The sequence below is a fragment of the Streptomyces longispororuber genome (genome assembly GCF_014656095.1).
GTDB lineage: Bacteria > Actinomycetota > Actinomycetes > Streptomycetales > Streptomycetaceae > Streptomyces > Streptomyces longispororuber.
Window position 1 is genome coordinate 12,221 of record NZ_BNBT01000060.1, and the last position, 17,459, is coordinate 29,679.

Genomic DNA, 17,459 nt, shown 5'->3' on the forward strand with positions numbered 1-17,459 from the left:
CGGGGACAATGGGCCCCGGGCACGCCGTGGTCCCGCATGGAAGGATGGCGGGACACATCACGGAAACGTCGCAAGTCGCACCGAGGAGATGACGCGTGCCCGGCACCAATCTGACCCGCGAAGAGGCGCAGCAGCGGGCGAAGCTGCTCACCGTTGACTCGTACGAGATCGATCTCGACCTCTCCGGAGCGCAGGAGGGCGGCACGTTCCGGTCGGTGACCACCGTGCGCTTCGACAGCGCCGAGGCGGACGCCGAGACGTTCGTCGACCTGGTCGCCCCCGCCGTCCACGAGGTGGTCCTGAACGGCCACGCGCTGGAGGTCGCCGCGGTCTTCCGCGACGCGCGCATCGCCCTGCGGCACCTGCGCGAGGGCCGCAACGAGCTGCGGGTCGTCGCCGACTGCGAGTACACCAACAGCGGCGAGGGCCTGCACCGCTTCGTCGACCCGGTGGACCAGCAGGCGTACCTGTACACGCAGTTCGAGGTGCCGGACGCGCGCCGCGTCTTCGCCTCGTTCGAGCAGCCGGACCTGAAGGCGACGTTCCAGTTCACCGTGAAGGCGCCGAGCGGCTGGACGGTGATCTCCAACTCGCCCACGCCGGAGCCCTCGGGCCCGGGGGGCGACGTGTGGGTCTTCGCGCCGACGCCGCGCATCTCCACGTACGTCACCGCCCTGATCGTCGGCCCGTACCACGCGGTGCACTCCTCGTACGAGAAGGACGGGCAGAGCGTGCCGCTCGGCATCTACTGCCGTCCCTCGCTCGCCGAGTACCTCGACGCCGACGCGATCTTCGAGGTCACGCGGCAGGGCTTCGACTGGTTCCAGGAGAAGTTCGACTACGCGTACCCCTTCGCGAAGTACGACCAGCTCTTCGTGCCGGAGTTCAACGCGGGCGCGATGGAGAACGCGGGCGCGGTGACCATCCGCGACCAGTACGTCTTCCGGTCGAAGGTGACGGACGCGGCGTACGAGGTGCGCGCCGAGACCATCCTGCACGAGCTGGCCCACATGTGGTTCGGCGACCTGGTGACGATGGAGTGGTGGAACGACCTGTGGCTGAACGAGTCGTTCGCCACCTACACCTCCATCGCCTGCCAGGCGTACGCGCCCGGCTCGCGCTGGCCGCACTCCTGGACGACGTTCGCCAACTCCATGAAGACCTGGGCGTACCGGCAGGACCAGTTGCCGTCCACGCACCCGATCATGGCGGACATCCGCGACCTGGACGACGTGCTCGTCAACTTCGACGGCATCACCTACGCCAAGGGCGCGAGCGTGCTCAAGCAGCTCGTGGCGTACGTCGGCATGGACGCCTTCTTCAGCGGGGTGCAGGCCTACTTCAAGCGGCACGCCTTCGGCAACACGCGCCTGAGCGACCTGCTCGGCGCGCTTGAGGAGACCAGCGGCCGGGACCTCGGCACCTGGGCGGAGAAGTGGCTGCGCACGGCGGGCATCAACGTGCTGCGCCCGGTGGTGGACGTCGACGCGGCCGGCGTCATCACGTCCTTCGCCGTGAAGCAGGAGGCCCCGGCGCTGCCCACGGGCGCCACGGGTGAGCCGACGCTGCGGCCGCACCGCATCGCCATCGGCCTGTACGACCTCGACGCCGCCACCGGCAAGCTGGTGCGCACCGACCGGGTCGAGCTGGACGTCGACGGCGAGCTGACGGCCGTCGAGGCGCTGGTGGGCCGGGCCCGCCCGGCGGTGATCCTGCTCAACGACGACGACCTGTCGTACGCGAAGGTCCGCCTGGACGCCGAGTCCCTGGCCTTCGTCACCGCGCACCTGGGCGACTTCGAGGAGTCGCTGCCGCGGGCGCTGTGCTGGGCGTCGGCCTGGGACATGACCCGCGACGCGGAGCTGCCGACGCGGGAGTACCTGGCGCTCGTGCTGTCCGGCATCGCCAAGGAGTCCGACATCGGCGTCGTGCAGTCCCTGCACCGCCAGGTGAAGCTCGCCCTCGACCTGTACGCCGACCCGGCCCGCCGGGACGCGCTCCTCGCGCAGTGGTCCGAGGCCACGCTGGCCCACCTGCGCACGGCCGAGCCGGGCAGCGACCACCAGCTCGCCTGGGCGCGGGCGTTCGCCGCGGCGGCCCGTACGCCGGAGCAGCTCGACCTCCTGGAGGCCCTCCTGGAGGGCACCCGGACCATCGAGGGCCTGGCCGTGGACACGGAGCTGCGCTGGGCGCTCGTCGGGCGCCTCGCGGCGGTCGGCCGCTACGACGAGGCGGAGATCGCCGCCGAGTACGAGCGCGACCGCACGGCGGCGGGCGAGCGGCACGCGGCCGCCGCGCGGGCCGCGCGGCCGACCCCCGAGGCCAAGGCCGAGGCCTGGGCGTCGGTCGTCGAGTCCGACAAGCTGCCCAACGCCGTGCAGGAGGCGGTCATCTCGGGCTTCGTCCAGACCGAGCAGCGGGAGCTGCTCGCGCCCTACACCGAGAAGTACTTCGCCGCGGTGAAGGACGTGTGGGAGTCGCGGTCGCACGAGATGGCGCAGCAGGTCGCGGTGGGGCTGTACCCGGCGGTGCAGGTGTCCGCGGCGACGCTGGAGGCCACCGACGCGTGGCTCGCGTCGGCTGCGCCGACGCCGGCCCTTCGGCGGCTGGTCGGCGAGGCCCGGGCCGGGGTCGAACGCGCCCTGCGGGCGCAGGCCGCCGACCGGGGCTGACGCCGCCGCTTCCCCCTGCGGGTGGGTGGGCCTCTTCCGCCGCTACCGCGGCGGTGCTTCCCACCCACCCGCCCACGACCACCCGGCTTCGCCCGCCCAGCCTGTCCGCTGTGGGCAATCGCCCTCCAGGTGAGTGGGCCGTTCCCGCCGCTGCCGCGGCGGTGCTTCCCACCCACCCGCCCATGACCACCCGGCTTCGCCCGCCCAGCCTGTCCGCTGTGGGCAATCGTCCCGCTGGGCGGGTGGGCCGTTCCCGCCGCTGCCGCGGCGGACTTTCCCACCCACCCGCCCATGACCACCCGGCTTCGCCCGCCCGGCCTGTCCGCTGTGGGCAATCGTCCCGCTGGGCGGGACGGGTGGGCACAGCGCCCAGGTGCCGCCCGGCTGTTCGCAGGGGGCCGGGGTTCAGTGAGCCGCCGCCCGCAGGGCGGAAAGGACGTGGGCCACCGCGGGCCCGGCTCCGCGGCGGGTCGCGGCGACCACGTGGCGGTGGGGACGGTCCGCGTCCAGGCCCCGCGTCACCACCCCGCCCCGCCCCCCGCCGGAGGCCATCCGCGGCACCAGCGCCACCCCCATCCCCGCCTCCACCATCGCCAGGATCGCCGTCCACCCGGCGGCGCTGTGCGCCCGCTCGGGCACGAACCCCGCCGCCTCGCACGCGGCCAGCGTGATGTCCGACCAGGGCCCCGACCCTCCGAAGATCCACGGCTCCTCGGCGAGGTCGGCCAGGCGCAGCCCCCGCTCGCGGGCCAGCGGGTGCCCCGCCGGCAGGGCCACGTCCAGCGGGTCCGCGAGCAGCGTGACCCGGGTGAACCGGGGGTCGCCCCCGGCCGGGGCCCGCGCCGCCAGCGACAGCGCCAGGTCCACCTCCCCCGCGGCCAGCAGCTCGTACGCCTGCGCGGCCTCCGCCTCCCGCACCCGCACGAACACCCCCGGGTGCGTCTCCCGCAGGGCCCGCACCGCGGGCACCACGAGCGCGGGCACCGCCGTGGAGAAGGCCCCGACCCGCACCTCCCCCGCCTCCCCCTGCGCGTACGCCGCCAACTCCGCGTCGGCCCGCTCCAGTTGCGCGAACACCGCCTCCGCGTGCCGCAGCACGAGGTGCGCCGCGCCGGTCAGCCGCACCCGCCGCCCGTGCGCCTCCAGGAGCTCCACGCCGAGCTGCCGGGCGAGGTTGGACAGTTGCTGGGACACCGCCGACGGCGTCATGTTCAGCGACCCCGCCGCCGCGGTCACCGTGCCGAGGTCCCGCAGCGCCCGCAGGATCCGCAGCTTCTTGATGTCCCACTCGCTCATGGCGCCAACGTACCCGGGGGCCCGCCGCGCCCCCGGCGGCACGTGCGCCTACCGCCGCCCGGCCGCCGAGCCGAGGACCACACCGCCGAGGATGAGGCCCATGCAGCCGACCTGGAGCCACCCCATGCCCTCGCCGAGCAGGGCGAAGGACAGCAGCGCCACGCACACCGGCTGGAGGTGGTAGACGACTCCGGCGCGGGCCGCGCCGATCAGGGCGATCGCCTTGTTCCAGGCGAAGAAGGCGACCGCCGAGGAGACCACCCCCACGTAGAGGAGCGGCGTCACCGTGCCGGGCGTGGGGCTGAACCCGCCTTGGAGCGCGAGGCTGACGGCGTACGCGGGCAGCAGCATGAGCGCGCCGAGCACGAACGTCGCGAAGAGGAAGGGCAGGCCCCCGATCTCCGGGGGCCTGCGCCGCAGCAGCGCGCTGTACGAGCCGAAGGCGACCGCCCCGCCGATGATCCACAGGTCGCCCGCCGCGAAGTCGAGCGCGAGCGAGCCCTTGCCGACCAGGAGCAGCACCCCAACGCAGGCGACCGCCATGCCCGTGGTGCGGCGCGCGCCGAGCCGGGTCCCGCCGAGGCGTTCGTACACCGCCATCAGCACCGGTGACGCGGCCATGATCATGCCCATGTTGCCCGCGGTGGTGGTCACGCCCGCCTGGTTCACCAGGGTGTTGTAGACGGTGACGCCGAGCAGGGAGGCGCCCAGGAGGTAGCCGATGTGGCGGCGCAGGAGCGCCCGTTGGCGCCAGGTCGCGCGCGCCGCGAAGGGTGCGACCGCCGCGATGGCGATGATCCAGCGCCAGAACGCGTGCTGCACGGGCGGCACGCTGTCGGCGAGGGCCCGGGACGTGACGAAGCTGCCGGACCAGACGACGGTCGCGACCAGCGCGAGCCCGAGCCCGGCGCCGAGGCCGGTATCGATTCCGGTGCCGATTCCGGTGCCGAGCCTGGCCCCGAGTCCGGTGCCGGGTGCGCGCCGGGCGGGGCCGCCCCGGGCGCGGTCCGCGCCGCCGGTGGTCGTCTCGGTGGTCCGGTCCAGGGCGGTCGCCACGGGTGTCCCCTGCCTCTCTGCCCGCTGGAGGCGGGCGGTGGGTGCGTCGTTCGCCGGACCACCGTCGCACCGGCCCACCGCTCAGGTCCATCGAATCTTTTCGAGCGTTCCTTGAAGCTGAGCTGAACGTTTCGCGGGTGCGTACGCACGCGAGGGCGCCCCTCGGCGGCGTACACCTTCGGGGAGACGTCTGACGAGGTCTCACCGTGTACGTCGCCGAGGGGCGCCCTCGGCGTTGTCAGCAGCGGGCGGCTCAGCCCTGCTTCTGCTGCTTGCGGGACTTGTCACCCACCATGACCAGGCCCGCGATCACCAGGAAGAGGACGATCGGCGCCGCGACGTAGAGACCGAGGGTCTCCGCCACGCTCAGCTTGGGCGCCGGGTCGTCGCCGTCGTCGCGGGTGAGCGCGAACGCGGGGGACGACATGAGCAGCATCATCAGCGTCGTTCCGGAGGCAAGGGCTCCGGCGCGCAGGGCATTCTTCTTGTCCACGATGCCAACGTAGCGAACCGCTCCCCGGGCCGCGCGCCCGGGGTGCCATCAGGGGGCGGCGCCCCCGCCCCGGCGCCCGGCCCGCGAGACCCGCGAGACCCGCGAGACCCGTGAAACCCGGAAAACGTCGAGCAGCGCGTGCAGCCGTGGCGACGCCGTGAGCTCCTCCAGGGACACCGGGCGGCCCTTCGCGTCGGCGATGGGCAGGCGCCAGTTCGGGTACTGGTCCCAGGTGCCCGGCACGTTCTGCGGGCGGCGGTCGCCGACCGTGTCCGGCAGCCAGATGCCGACCAGCCGGGCCGGGGTCGCGAGCAGGAACCGGTGCACCGCGCGGACCTCGTCCTCCTCGCTGCCCGCGCCGCCCGGGAGCAGCCCGAGCCGGGAGATCAGCGCCAGCCACTCGCGGACGTCGGCGTCGGCCTCGGCGCGCTCGGCGGCCAGGGGGCGGGTCAGCAGGCCGAGCTCGTGGCGGAGCCGGACGTGCTCGCCGGTGACGCGGGCCGCCGTGGACGGCAGGTCGTGGGTGGTGGCGGTGGCGAGGCAGTCCGCCCGCCACGCCTCGGGCGGCAACGGCCCCCCGTCCCGCGCCCCACCGCCCGCTTCCTCCTCGGCTCCGTCCTCCGCCTCGGCGCCGGCTTGCGCCTCGGCTCCGACTTCCGCGACAGCGCCGACGACCGTCTGAGCGCCGCCTTCCGCGTCAGCACCGCCTTCCGCCTCGGCGCTCCCGCCCGGCTCCGTCTCCGGCTCGGTGCCCTCGTCCGCTCCCTGGCCGGAGGCCGCCCCGTGCCAGTCGCGTTCGAACCACAGCACGGACGTGCCGAGGATCCCGCGCTCGCGCAGCGCCTCCCGTACGCCCGGTTCGACCGTGCCGAGGTCCTCGCCGATCACGAGGGCCCCGGCGCGGTGGGCCTCCAGGACGAGGACGGCGAGCATCGCCTCGGCGTCGTACCGGACGTACGTTCCCTCGGTGGGGCGGCGGCCCTCCGGCACCCACCACAGCCGGAACAGGCCCATCACGTGGTCGATGCGCACGGCGCCCGCGTGCCGCAGCGTGGCGCGCAGCAGGTCGCGGAACGGCGCGTACCCGGACTCGGCGAGCCGGTCGGGCCGCCACGGGGGCAGGCCCCAGTCCTGGCCGTGCGCGTTGAACGCGTCCGGGGGCGCGCCCGCCGACATGCGCGCCGCGAAGTAGCGCCGCTGCGCCCAGGAGTCGGCGCCGTGCGGGTGCACGCCGACGGCCAGGTCGTGCACCAGGCCGATGTCCATGCCGGCGTCCCGCGCGGCCCGCTGGGCCGTGGCGAGCTGCTCGTCCACGTACCAGGCGAGGCGCTCGTACAGGTCGACGCGGTCCATCAGCTCGGTGCGGGCGCGGGCCGTCTCGCGGCTCGCCGGGTCGCGCAGGGGCGCGGGCCAGGCGTGCCAGTCGGGTCCGTGCCGCTCGGCGAGGGCGTACCAGGTGGCGTGCGCCTCCAGGGCCTCGCCGTGCTCGGCGAGGAAGTCGCTGTACGCGGCGCAGCGGCCGGGCCCGAGCGGCAGCCGGGCGACCAGCTCCAGGGCCGCCGACTTCAGCTCCCACACGGCGTCCCGGTCGATCAGCGCCCCCTCCGCCAGGACGGAGCGGCGCAGCGCGTCGGCCCGCCCGGCGATCTCCCCCGCCGCCTCCCGGTCGGCGCCCCGCAGGTGCGCGAACTCCGGTACGGCCTCCACGCGGAGGTGCACGGGGTCGGGGAAGCGCCGCGACGACGGCCGGTACGGGGACGGGTCGCTGCTGCCGCCCGGCGGCGCGGGCACCGCGGCGTGCAAGGGGTTGACCTGGATGAACCCGGCCCCCACCGCGCGCCCCGCCCACGTCGCGAGCTCCGCCAGGTCACCGAGGTCGCCCATCCCCCAGGAGCGTCCGCCGAGGAGGGAGTAGAGCTGCACCAGGAACCCGTACGACCGGTCCCGCGGCCCCGGTGCGCGGCGCGGGGCGACGACGAGGTGCGCCTCGGCGGTGGTGCCCTCCGGGGTGGTGACGCGCAGTCGGTGCGCGCCCAGGGGCAGGGGCGGGGGCGGCTCGGGGGCGTGCCAGGTGAGGGTCTCGCGCTGCTCGGTGCGCAGGTCGATCCGGGTGCGGGGCGGGAGGTCCGCGAGGGGGCCCCGGCGGTCCTCCGTGCCGCTTGGAGTGTCGTCGCCCTGGGTGTCGTCGCCCTGCCAGAGGACCACCGTCGGCGGCAACAGCCGCTCGCGCAGGGCGCGTTCACGGGCGGCCAGGGCGTCGCGGACCGCGTCGGGGGTGCTCGCGTCGACGTCGAGCGCGGCCAGGGCGGCGACGACCGCGTCGTCGGAGGCCGGGACCGTGCGGCCCGGCGACGGCGAGTAGGACGTGGCCACGCCGTACAGGCCGGCGAGGCGGGCCAGGGTCACGCGGCCCCCTAGACGACGGCCGGGTCCAGGCCCGCGGCCGCGCCCGTGGAGGTCGGCTCGCTGGTCAGCGGCGCGGCGTCGGTCAGCGGCGGCTCACTCGTCAGCGGCGCGGCGTCCGGCAGCGGGGGCTCGCTGGTGAGCGGCGGCTCCAGGCAGCCGCAGGAGCAGGAGCCGTCGAGGCCGGAGTCGGGGTGCGAGACGTCGCGGGGGAAGCCGGGCGGGAGAAGATTCGCCGAAGGGGGCACGGAACGCTCCTTGTTTCGCGGGTGGGCGCGGGTGGGCGTGGGATTTCGCGGTTTCCGGTTCCCGGGGGCATACCCACTGCGCGGGGCCGCACCCGTAAACGGTAGAGGAACGTGGCGCTGGTCACAGCCCGGGGGCCTCGCGGGGGGCGCCCCAGTCCCGCCCCTTTCCCGAAACTGGGGCTCCGCCCCAGACCCCGCTCCTCAAACGCCGGAGGGGCTGGAACTGTACGCCGGGCCGCGCTGAACAGTTCCAGCCCGTCCGGCGTTTGAGGACGAGGCGCGGAGCGCCGAAAAGCGGGGTCCAGGGGCGGCAGCCCCTGGTTACGGGAAGGGGCGGGACTGGGGAGCCCCCGGCAGGGCCCCACCCGCGTGGCGTTGACACCTCCCCCGCCCCAATGGTGGGCTCAGAGCGCTACGTAACCACGCGTGCGACGACAGTGACGAGGAGGGCGCCATGCCCCTGCGCCGGGGAAGGAGCGCGGCCGCCCTCGCGGCCGCCCTCCTCGCGGGCACCCTCACCCCGGGCGCCCCGGAACCCGCCCACGCCACCCCGCCCGCCCCGGACGGCCCCCGGACGGGCACCCCGGACGACCCGCACAGCGGCGCCGCGACCCCGCAGGTGTGGCCCCGCCCGCACAGCGTGGAGCGCTCCGCCACGGGCCCGGTCACCGTGGGCGACACGGCGGCCCTGGAGGCGGACGGCGCCGACCCGCACACCGTCGAGGCCCTGCGGAACCTGCTGCGCCGGGCGGGAGCACGGCGGATCACCGAGGTCCGCCCCCACGCGCCCCCGCCCCCCGGCGCGCACCTGCTCGTCCGCGCCGGGGGCCCCGGCGCGGACGACGCCCTGCGGGCGCTCGGCGCGCCGCCGCGCGCGGACCTGCCGCCGGGCGGCTACCGCCTGGCGGTGGGCGAGGTCGCGGGCCGCGACACGGTGGCCCTGGACGGCGTCGGGCCCGACGGCCTGTACCACGCGGCGCAGACGCTGCGGCAACTGGCGGACCCCGCGACCCGGCTGATCCCCGGCGTCCGCGTCCGGGACTGGCCCGCGGCCCCGGTGCGCGGCCTGACGGAGGGCTTCTACGGCACCCCGTGGACCCGCCGGGAGCGCCTGGCCCAGCTCGACTTCATGGGCCGCACCAAGCAGAACCGCTACCTGTACGCCCCCGGGGACGACCTGTACCGCCAGGCCAGGTGGCGCGAGCCGTACCCGGCGGCGCAGCGCGCGGAGTTTCGGGCGCTCGCCGAGCGCGCCGCGCGCAACCACGTGACGCTCGCCTGGGCGGTGGCCCCCGGCCAGGGCATGTGTCTGTCCTCCGACCGGGACGTGCGGGACCTCGTCCGCAAGGTCGAGGCCATGTGGGCGCTGGGCTTCCGGGCGTTCCAGCTCCAGTTCCAGGACGTGAGCTACAGCGAGTGGCACTGCGGCGAGGACGCGGACACCTTCGGCTCGGGCCCCGGGGCCGCGGCGCGGGCGCAGGCCCGGGTCGCGAACGCCGTGTCCCGGCACCTGGCCGACCGGCACCCCGGGGCGCCGCCGCTGTCCCTGATGCCGACGGAGTACTTCCAGGACGGTGCGACCGCGTACCGCGCGGCGCTGGCCCGCCGCCTCGACCCCGGGGTGCAGGTGGCGTGGACGGGCGTCGGCGTGGTGCCGCGCACGATCACCGGGCGCGAACTGGCGGGCGCGCGCGAGGCGTTCGGCGCGCACCCGCTCGTCACGATGGACAACTACCCGGTGAACGACTTCGCGCGGGACCGCGTCTTCCTCGGCCCCTCCACCGGCCGCGAGCCCGCCGTCGCGCAGGGCTCGGCGGCGCTGCTCGGCACCGCGATGGAGCAGCCGGCCGCGTCCCGCGTCGCGCTGTTCACGGCCGCCGACTACGCCTGGAACCCCCGGGGCTACCGCCCCCGGGAGTCCTGGTCCGCGGCGATCGACGACCTGGCGGGCGGCGACGCGCGGGCGCGCCGCGCGCTGCGGGCGCTGGCCGGGAACAGCGCCTCGTCCGTGCTCGGCGCGGAGGAGTCGGCGTATCTGCGGCCCCTGCTGCGGGCCTTCTCCGCGGCCCGCGCGGCGGGCTGCCCCCAGTGGGCCGAGGCGGCGGCGCGGGAGCGGCCCTCGGCGTTCGGCGTCCTGCGGACGGCGCCCGCGCACCTGGCGGGGACGGAGGTGGCGCGTGAAGTGGCCCCGTGGACTGCCCGGTTGGCGCGCTACGGCGAGGCGGGCGAGGCGGCCCTCGACATGCTGGGCGCGGCGGCCCACGGCGACGGCGCCGCCGCCTGGCGCGCGGCACGGACGCTGCGCGCACTCCGCACCGCGCTGCGCGGGGGCGGCGTGACGGTCGGCCAGGGTGTGCTCGACCCCTTCCTCGCGCGCGCCGAGCGGGCGTACGGCACGTGGGCGGGCCTGGACGGCGAGCACGCCGCCGAGGGCGCGGGCACCCGCTGGGGGCGGGCCCGGCCGCTGGCCGCCGTGACGGTCCTCACCGACCCGGGCACGCGCGGCACGGTGGAGGCGCACGTGCCCGGCGCGGGCTGGCGCCGCCTGGCCGCGCTGTCCCCGTCGGGCTGCACGGAGGCACGGCCCGACCCCCGGGGCGCGCCCCGCGTCGACGCGCTGCGGGTCGACGCGTCCGGCGGAACGGTCCGGCACCTCGCGCCCTGGTTCGCCGACGGGCCCGCCGCGCGGCTCACCCCCGCCCGGACCGAGGTGGACGCCGAGATCGGCGGCGGCCCGCAGCGGGTGACGGTGAAGCTGCTCTCCCGGCGCCCGGGCGACGTCCGCGGCGGCGTCGGCGAGCGGCCGGCCCGGGGCGTCGAGGCGCGCGTCCCGGAGGTGGCGGTGCTGCCGCGCGGCACGGAGGTGGCGGTGCCGCTCGACCTCACCGTCCCGGCCGGCACGCGCGCGGGCACCTATGAGGTCCCGGTGTCCTTCGCGGGCGCGGATCGGACGGTGACGGTGCGGGCCTGGCCGCGTACCGGCGGCCCGGACCTGGCGCGCGGCGCGGAGGCGTCCTCGTCGGGCGAGGAGACGGCGGACTTCCCCGCGTCGGCCGCCGTCGACGGCGACGCGGCGACCCGCTGGTCCTCACCCGCCGAGGACAACGCCTGGTGGCAGCTCGAACTGGCCGGGCCGGTGCGTCTCGGGCAGGTGGTGCTGCGCTGGCAGGAGGCGTACGCCGCCGCGTACCGGATCCAGACCTCCGCCGACGGCCGGACCTGGCGCACGGCCGCCACCGTCCGCCACGGGCGCGGCGGGCGCGAGTCGGTGCGGATGGACGCGCCCGGCACCCGCTTCGTCCGGGTCCAGGGCGACCGCCGGGCGACCCGGTTCGGCTACTCGCTGTGGTCCGTGGAGGCCTACGCCGTGGTGGCCGGTCCGGGCGCGGCGGGCTGACCGGGCGGCCGGGGCACGGAGGAAGAGGAGGGAAGGTACGGCTGAGCGGAGCCGCCGCCCCCGGCCCTGCGCGCCGTACGGCCGTACGGCGCGCCGCGGGACGGCACGCCGTACGACGAAGGCCCGAACCGATCCCCTAGGCGGAGATGCCGTCGATCCGGGCCATCGCGTCGTCCGCGCCGAACGGCTGCAAGTACGGCAGCCAGCGCGGGTCCCTATGCCCGGTGCCGATGATGCGCCAGGCGAGCCCGGTGGGCGGGGCGGGCTTGTGGCGCAGGCGCCAGCCGAGCTCCATCAGGTGCCGGTCGGCCTTCACGTGGTTGCAGCGGCGGCAGGACGCCACCACGTTGTCCCAGGCGTGCTGGCCCCCACGGCTGCGGGGAATGACGTGGTCGACGCTGGTTGCGACGCCACCGCAGTACATGCACCGGCCGCCGTCACGGGCGAACAGCGCACGGCGGGTCAGGGGAACGGGCCCCCGGTAGGGGACCCTCACGAACCGCTTGAGCCGGACCACGCTGGGAGCGGGGACGGTGCGGGTCGCGCTGTGCAGGAAGGCGCCGGACTCCTCGAGGCAGAGTGCCTTGTTCTCCAGGACGAGGACGAGCGCGCGGCGGAGCGGTACGACGCCGAGGGGCTCGTACGACGCGTTGAGGACCAGGACATGCGGCACGGATGCCTCCTTGTACGCCGGCGGCGCGTGGCTCGCGCCGGGACGATCTGCGCTCCAGTTTCCCCTCATGCCTGGTCGAAGCGCCACCATGTCCCCGTAACGGCCTTGAAGTGTTTTCGACCACACCCCGGAAGCGGCACCTCCCCTCGGTGCGGAGCAGCCGCTGGTCACCGGTTGATCGTCCGGCCCTCTTCGAACATGACAACGATCCCCACACAATGCCCCGTTAGTGTGGTGTGTCTGCCCGGAGCATCTTCTGCGCAGACCGCTATGCCTGGAGGTATCCGCCGTGTTCCTGTCCGTGCTCTCGGCCGCCGGGACGGACCCGGACCCGACGAAGACACCGAAGCCGGTCACCCTCGACGACGCCCACCAGAGCGCCGAGAACGCCGCGAGCTGGGTGGAGGAGAACTGGTCGACGTGGCTCGCCATCGGGCTGCGCATCCTGCTGATCGTCGTGATCGCGATGGTCCTCAGAGCGGTCGTACGGCGCACCATCACCAAGTTCATCGACCGGATGAACCGGACGGCGCAGGCCGTGGACGGCACTCCGCTCGGCGGGCTCCTGGTCAACGTGGAGCGGCGCAGGCAGCGCTCGCAGGCCATCGGGTCGGTGCTGCGCTCGGTGGCGTCGTTCCTGATCCTGGGCACGGCCGCGCTGATGGTGCTGAGCGCCTTCGAGATCAACCTGGCGCCGCTGCTCGCCTCCGCCGGTGTGGCCGGCGTCGCGATCGGCTTCGGCGCGCGCAACCTGGTCACCGACTTTCTGTCCGGCGTGTTCATGATCCTGGAGGACCAGTACGGCGTCGGTGACTCCATCGACGCGGGCGTGGCCTCCGGCGAGGTCATCGAGGTGGGGCTGCGCGTGACGAAGCTGCGCGGCGACGACGGTGAGATCTGGTACGTGCGCAACGGCGAGGTCAAGCGCATCGGCAACCTCTCCCAGGGCTGGTCCACGGCCGGGGTCGACGTGACGGTGCGCTCGGACGAGGACCTGGACCAGGTCAAGCGGGTGCTCGGCGAGGTCGGTGAGCGCATGGCCAAGGAGGAGCCCTGGAACGAGCAGCTCTGGGGCCCGGTCGAGGTGCTCGGCCTGGACAGCGTGCTGCTCGACCAGATGGTGGTGCGGGTCGCGGCGAAGACGATGCCGGGCAAGTCGCTCGGCGTGGAGCGGGAGCTGCGCTGGCGGATCAAGCGGGCCTTCGACGCGGAGGGCATCCGCATCGTGGGCGGCGTCCCGCTGCCGCAGCAGGAGGACGCACCCGCCGCGGACCCGACGGCCGGTATGGCCGCGCCGTCCGCGTTCGCCTCGGCGACGTCCCCGCAGTCGCTGACGGCGTCCCCGATACCCCCGCCGCCGCCGAACCCGAACCTGTCGAAGTAGGAGCGTTTTCGGACACCCTCCACACCGTCCCTGAGGGGGCGCCCGGCATCTGCCGGGCGCCCCCTTCGTATGCGTGTGCCCCCGCGCGCCCGCCGGAGATAACGACTTGGTTGCCCCCGCGCCGCCCACTCTTGACGGTTCCTTCACGGCGGCTTACGTTCCTCGCAACCAATAGGAAGCCTTCCTAACAGTCAAGTGGGGAGGCGGGCCGCCGAAAGGCAGGTGTCGTCAGCGATGGCTGGAACCTCCCCCTCCGCGGGGTCGCCCGGTGTGCCGGGCACGCCTCGCGTGCTCCGCGCCATGAACGACCGCGCCGCGCTCGACCTGCTCGCCGCCCACGGGCCGCTCACCCGCACCCGCATCGGCGAGCTCACCGGCCTGTCCAAGCCCACCACCTCGCAGTTGCTCAGCCGCCTGGAGAGCGCGGGCCTGGTCCGCACCACGGGCCGGCAGAGCGGGCGCCCCGGCCCGAACGCCGTCCTGTACGAGATCGACCCCGCCGTCGGGAGCGTCGCCGCGCTGTCCGCCGACCCGAACGGGCTCACCGCCCTGGTCGCCGACGTCACCGGGCGCGAGGTGGGCCGCTTCCGGGTGGAGGCCGACGCCGTCGCCGAGGACGTGCGCCACCGCACCGCCCAGCTCGTCGTCGAGGCCGTGGACGGCGCCCTCGCGCAGGCCGGGCTCGGCCACGACGACCTGCGCGCCACCGTCATCGGCACCCCCGGCGCCATCGACCCGCACGACGGGCGCCTGCGCTACGCCCCGCACCTGCCCGGCTGGCACTCGCGCACCCTGCGCGCCGAGCTGGCCGAGGTGCTCGGCACCCCGGTCACCATCGAGAACGACGTCAACCTCGCCGCCATCGCCGAGCAGTACGAGGGCGCCGCCCAGGACCACGACGACTTCGTGCTGGCCTGGCTCGACGAGGGCGTGGGCGCGGCCATCGTGCTCGGCGGCACCCTGCTGCGCGGCGCGACCGGCGGCGCGGGCGAGATCGGCTACATGCCGGTGCCGGGCGCCCCGCTGCTGCGCGGCCCCGAGGGCACGCCCGGCTCGTACCGGGGCGGCTTCGAGAGCCTCGTCTCCGGCGCGGTCGTCCGCGAGCGCGCGGGCGGCAAGGAGCTGCCCGACGCCCTCGCCGACCCCGCCGTGCGCGACGAGCTGGCCCAGCACATCGCCACCGCCCTCGCCGCGGTCGTGGCGGTCGTCGACCCCGAGCTGGTCGTCCTGTCCGGCCAGGTGGCCAAGGCGGGCGGCGAGGAGCTGCGGCTGCGCGTGACGGAGGAGCTGACCGGCCTCGCCCTGCCGTGCCCGCTGCTGCGCATCAGCGAACTGGAGGGCGACCCGATCCTCACCGGCGCCCTGCGCACGGCCCTCACCCAGGCCCGCGACACCGTCTTCGACACGGCCTGAGCCGCACCGCACACCCGTACGCCCCGAACGCGCGTACGCCCGCTTCTCCGCCCCCCGGGTCTCCCTGTCCCCGGGCCCCCGCACCACCGCACCCCGCACTTCCTCCCCGCCCCCTCCCGCAAAGGAAGTCCGCCATGCCGCGATGGCGCATACGCGCACGCGTGCCGGTCGCGCTCGCCGCCGCCGGGCTGTTCCTGTCCGGCTGCGCCAACCCGAGCACCGGCAGCGCCGACGACGACCCCACCAAGCCGGTGACGCTGAAGTTCTGGCACGGCTGGTCCGCGCCCAGCGAAGTCGAGGCGATCAACGAGAGCATCGACCGGTTCGAGAAGCTGCACCCCAACATCACGGTGAAGGCCACCGAGAACGTCACCGACGCCACCATCAACCAGGCCCTCAGGGCGGGCGGCGGCGAGAGCCCCGACGTCGTGGTCTCCTTCACCACCAACAACGTCGGCCAGTACTGCGACTCCGGCATGTGGGTCGACCTCGACCCGTTCATGAAGAAGACCGGGCTCGACAAGAAGAAGACGTTCCCCAAGACCCTGCTCGACTACACGAGCTACGAGGGCACCCAGTGCGCGCTGCCGCTCCTCGCGGACGCGTTCGGCATGTACTACAACAAGGACGCCTTCGAGGAGGCGGGCATCGCCCGCCCGCCGCGCACCATGTCCGAGTTCAAGAAGGCCGCCGCGAAGCTCACCGTGCGCCGCGGCAAGGACTCGTACGAGCGGGTCGGCTTCATGCCCAACTTCCGCCTGTACCAGAACAGCCCGGACCGGCTGTTCGCCCAGTGGGGCCCCCGCTACTTCGACGCCGAGGGCAAGTCGCGCCTTGCCGACGACCCCAAGACGTACGACTATTTCAAGACCACCAACGAGCTGATCGACGCCCAGGGCGGCTACGCGGACCTGGAGAAGTTCCGCGCCACCTTCGGCGACGAGATGTCCAGCCAGAACGCCTTCCTGACCGGGAAGCTCGCCATGCACCTGGACGGCGAGTGGCGCGGCCTGATGCTGAAGGACGCCAAGGCGAAGTTCGACTGGGGCGTGGCGCCGCTGCCGGTCCCCGACGACCAGGCGGACACCTACGGCCGGGGCTTCGTCACCGGCACCGTCGCGGGCATCGCGCACAGCAGCAGGCACCAGAACGCGGCGTGGGAACTGGTCCGGTTCCTGACCGCCGACACCGACCAGGTCGTGGACTTCGCCAACGCCATCCACAACGTGCCGTCCACCTACGCGGCCCTCAAGTCGCCCCGCCTGGACGCCGACCCGCGCTTCCGCACGTTCTTCCGGATCCTGGAGAACGAGCACAGCCGGGCGATGCCGCCCTCCACCAACGGCGGCGCGTACATCGTCTCGCTCGGGGACTTCGCGTACTCCGTCGAGGCCGGGCGCGAGAAGGACCTGCGCAAGGGCCTTCGGGAGCTCGACGACCAGATCGACGCCGACAACGTCCAGGCCGAGAACTGAGGAGCGCCCCGCCATGGCCCTGACCCTCTCCAGGCCCGCGCGCCGCCGACTGCGCGTGCTGGGCTTCCTCTCCCCCTGGCTGATCGGCTTCAGCGTCTTCTTCGCGTACCCGCTGATCGCCACCGTCTACTTCTCGTTCATGCACTACAACCAGATCAAGGAGCCCACGTTCGTCGGGCTCAAGAACTGGCGGTACGTGTTCGAGCAGATGCCGCTGTTCGGCCCGGCCCTGTGGAACACGCTGTGGCTGGTCGTGGTGATGGTGGCCCTGCGCGTGGTCTTCGGGCTCTCGCTCGGGCTGCTCGTGACGAAGCTCAAGAGCGGCGTCGGGTTCTTCCGCACCGCCTTCTACATCCCCTACCTCGCCCCGCCGGTGGCGGCCACGGTCGCCTTCGTGTTCCTGCTCAACCCGGGCACAGGACCCGTCAACGAGATCCTCGGCAAGGTGGGCATCGACGCGCCCGCCTGGTTCAACGACCCGACCTGGGCCAAGCCGTCGCTGGTGATGCTCTCCCTGTGGGGCATCGGCGACCTGATGGTGATCTTCATGGCGGCGCTGCTCGACGTCCCCAAGGAGCAGTACGAGGCCGCCGACCTGGACGGCGCGGGCGCCTGGGCCAAGTTCCGCTACGTCACCTGGCCGTCGATCACGCCGATCGTGATGTTCGCCGTGGTCACCGGGGTCGTCCAGACCATGCAGTACTACACGCAGGCCCTGGTCGCCGGAAAGGTCGCCTCCGGGGTGTCCATCGGACCCGGCTCGGTGATCCAGCCCGGCTACCCCGACCACTCGACCCTCACGGTCCCCCAGCTCGTCTACTCGATGGGCTTCCAGAACTTCAACACCGGTGCGGCGTGCGTGCTCTCGCTCGTGCTCTTCGCCATCGCCATGGCCGCGACCCTGCTGCTCATGCGCAAGCGCTCGGGCCTGCTCGCGGCGGAGGACTGA

12 protein-coding genes are annotated in these 17,459 nt (G+C 74.4%); 6 read left to right on the forward strand and 6 right to left on the reverse strand.

The genetic code is table 11. From position 1 onward, the window contains the following. Positions 1 to 95 precede the first annotated feature (95 nt). On the forward strand, positions 96 to 2,672 hold the full coding sequence (pepN, locus tag IE330_RS19655; RefSeq protein ID WP_190137366.1) for an aminopeptidase N: 2,577 nt from the start codon (positions 96 to 98) through the stop codon (positions 2,670 to 2,672). Between the two features lie 405 nt (positions 2,673 to 3,077). Here pepN and IE330_RS19660 read toward each other — a convergent pair whose 3' ends face one another. The 5 genes from IE330_RS19660 to IE330_RS19680 all read right to left on the reverse strand — a co-directional run bounded on the left by IE330_RS19660 (position 3,078) and on the right by IE330_RS19680 (position 8,168). After that, positions 3,078 to 3,968 carry a LysR family transcriptional regulator gene (locus IE330_RS19660; protein WP_190137367.1) on the reverse strand — a complete coding sequence of 297 codons (891 nt, stop codon included), beginning with the start codon at positions 3,966 to 3,968 and terminating at the stop codon, positions 3,078 to 3,080. 48 nt (positions 3,969 to 4,016) lie between these two features. Beyond that, positions 4,017 to 4,907, reverse strand: a complete 891-nt coding sequence (locus IE330_RS19665; protein ID WP_190137387.1) for a DMT family transporter — start codon at positions 4,905 to 4,907, stop codon at positions 4,017 to 4,019. Between the two features lie 370 nt (positions 4,908 to 5,277). Continuing rightward, positions 5,278 to 5,517 (reverse strand): hypothetical protein, encoded by a 240-nt coding sequence (locus IE330_RS19670; protein WP_190137368.1) that lies wholly within the window; start codon positions 5,515 to 5,517, stop codon positions 5,278 to 5,280. A 48-nt stretch (positions 5,518 to 5,565) separates the two neighbouring features. Further along, positions 5,566 to 7,923: a 4-alpha-glucanotransferase gene (gene malQ / locus IE330_RS19675; protein WP_190137369.1), complete on the reverse strand. Its 2,358-nt coding sequence runs from the start codon at positions 7,921 to 7,923 to the stop codon at positions 5,566 to 5,568. Between the two features lie 8 nt (positions 7,924 to 7,931). Next, entirely contained in the window at positions 7,932 to 8,168 is a 237-nt protein-coding gene (locus IE330_RS19680; protein WP_190137370.1) for a hypothetical protein, read from the reverse strand. A 454-nt stretch (positions 8,169 to 8,622) separates the two neighbouring features. Between IE330_RS19680 and IE330_RS19685 the strand changes: the two genes are divergently transcribed. Further along, complete coding sequence (locus IE330_RS19685; protein ID WP_190137371.1) at positions 8,623 to 11,565, forward strand: glycoside hydrolase family 84 protein; 2,943 nt, start codon at positions 8,623 to 8,625, stop codon at positions 11,563 to 11,565. A 136-nt stretch (positions 11,566 to 11,701) separates the two neighbouring features. On the opposite strand, the gene IE330_RS19690 is transcribed toward IE330_RS19685, so the two are convergent. Next, positions 11,702 to 12,238 carry an HNH endonuclease gene (locus IE330_RS19690; RefSeq protein ID WP_190137372.1) on the reverse strand — a complete coding sequence of 179 codons (537 nt, stop codon included), beginning with the start codon at positions 12,236 to 12,238 and terminating at the stop codon, positions 11,702 to 11,704. A gap of 289 nt (positions 12,239 to 12,527) precedes the next feature. Here IE330_RS19690 and IE330_RS19695 point away from each other — a divergent pair, with 289 nt between their 5' ends. The 4 genes from IE330_RS19695 to IE330_RS19710 all read left to right on the forward strand — a co-directional run bounded on the left by IE330_RS19695 (position 12,528) and on the right by IE330_RS19710 (position 17,459). After that, on the forward strand, positions 12,528 to 13,622 hold the full coding sequence (locus IE330_RS19695; RefSeq protein ID WP_190137373.1) for a mechanosensitive ion channel family protein: 1,095 nt from the start codon (positions 12,528 to 12,530) through the stop codon (positions 13,620 to 13,622). A gap of 234 nt (positions 13,623 to 13,856) precedes the next feature. Then, positions 13,857 to 15,035 (forward strand): ROK family transcriptional regulator, encoded by a 1,179-nt coding sequence (locus IE330_RS19700; RefSeq protein WP_190137374.1) that lies wholly within the window; start codon positions 13,857 to 13,859, stop codon positions 15,033 to 15,035. Between the two features lie 134 nt (positions 15,036 to 15,169). Next, positions 15,170 to 16,510 carry an ABC transporter substrate-binding protein gene (locus IE330_RS19705; protein ID WP_190137375.1) on the forward strand — a complete coding sequence of 447 codons (1,341 nt, stop codon included), beginning with the start codon at positions 15,170 to 15,172 and terminating at the stop codon, positions 16,508 to 16,510. A 13-nt stretch (positions 16,511 to 16,523) separates the two neighbouring features. Further along, the gene (locus IE330_RS19710; RefSeq protein ID WP_190137376.1) at positions 16,524 to 17,459 is read left to right on the forward strand and encodes a carbohydrate ABC transporter permease; all 936 of its coding nucleotides are present in this window, start codon (positions 16,524 to 16,526) and stop codon (positions 17,457 to 17,459) included.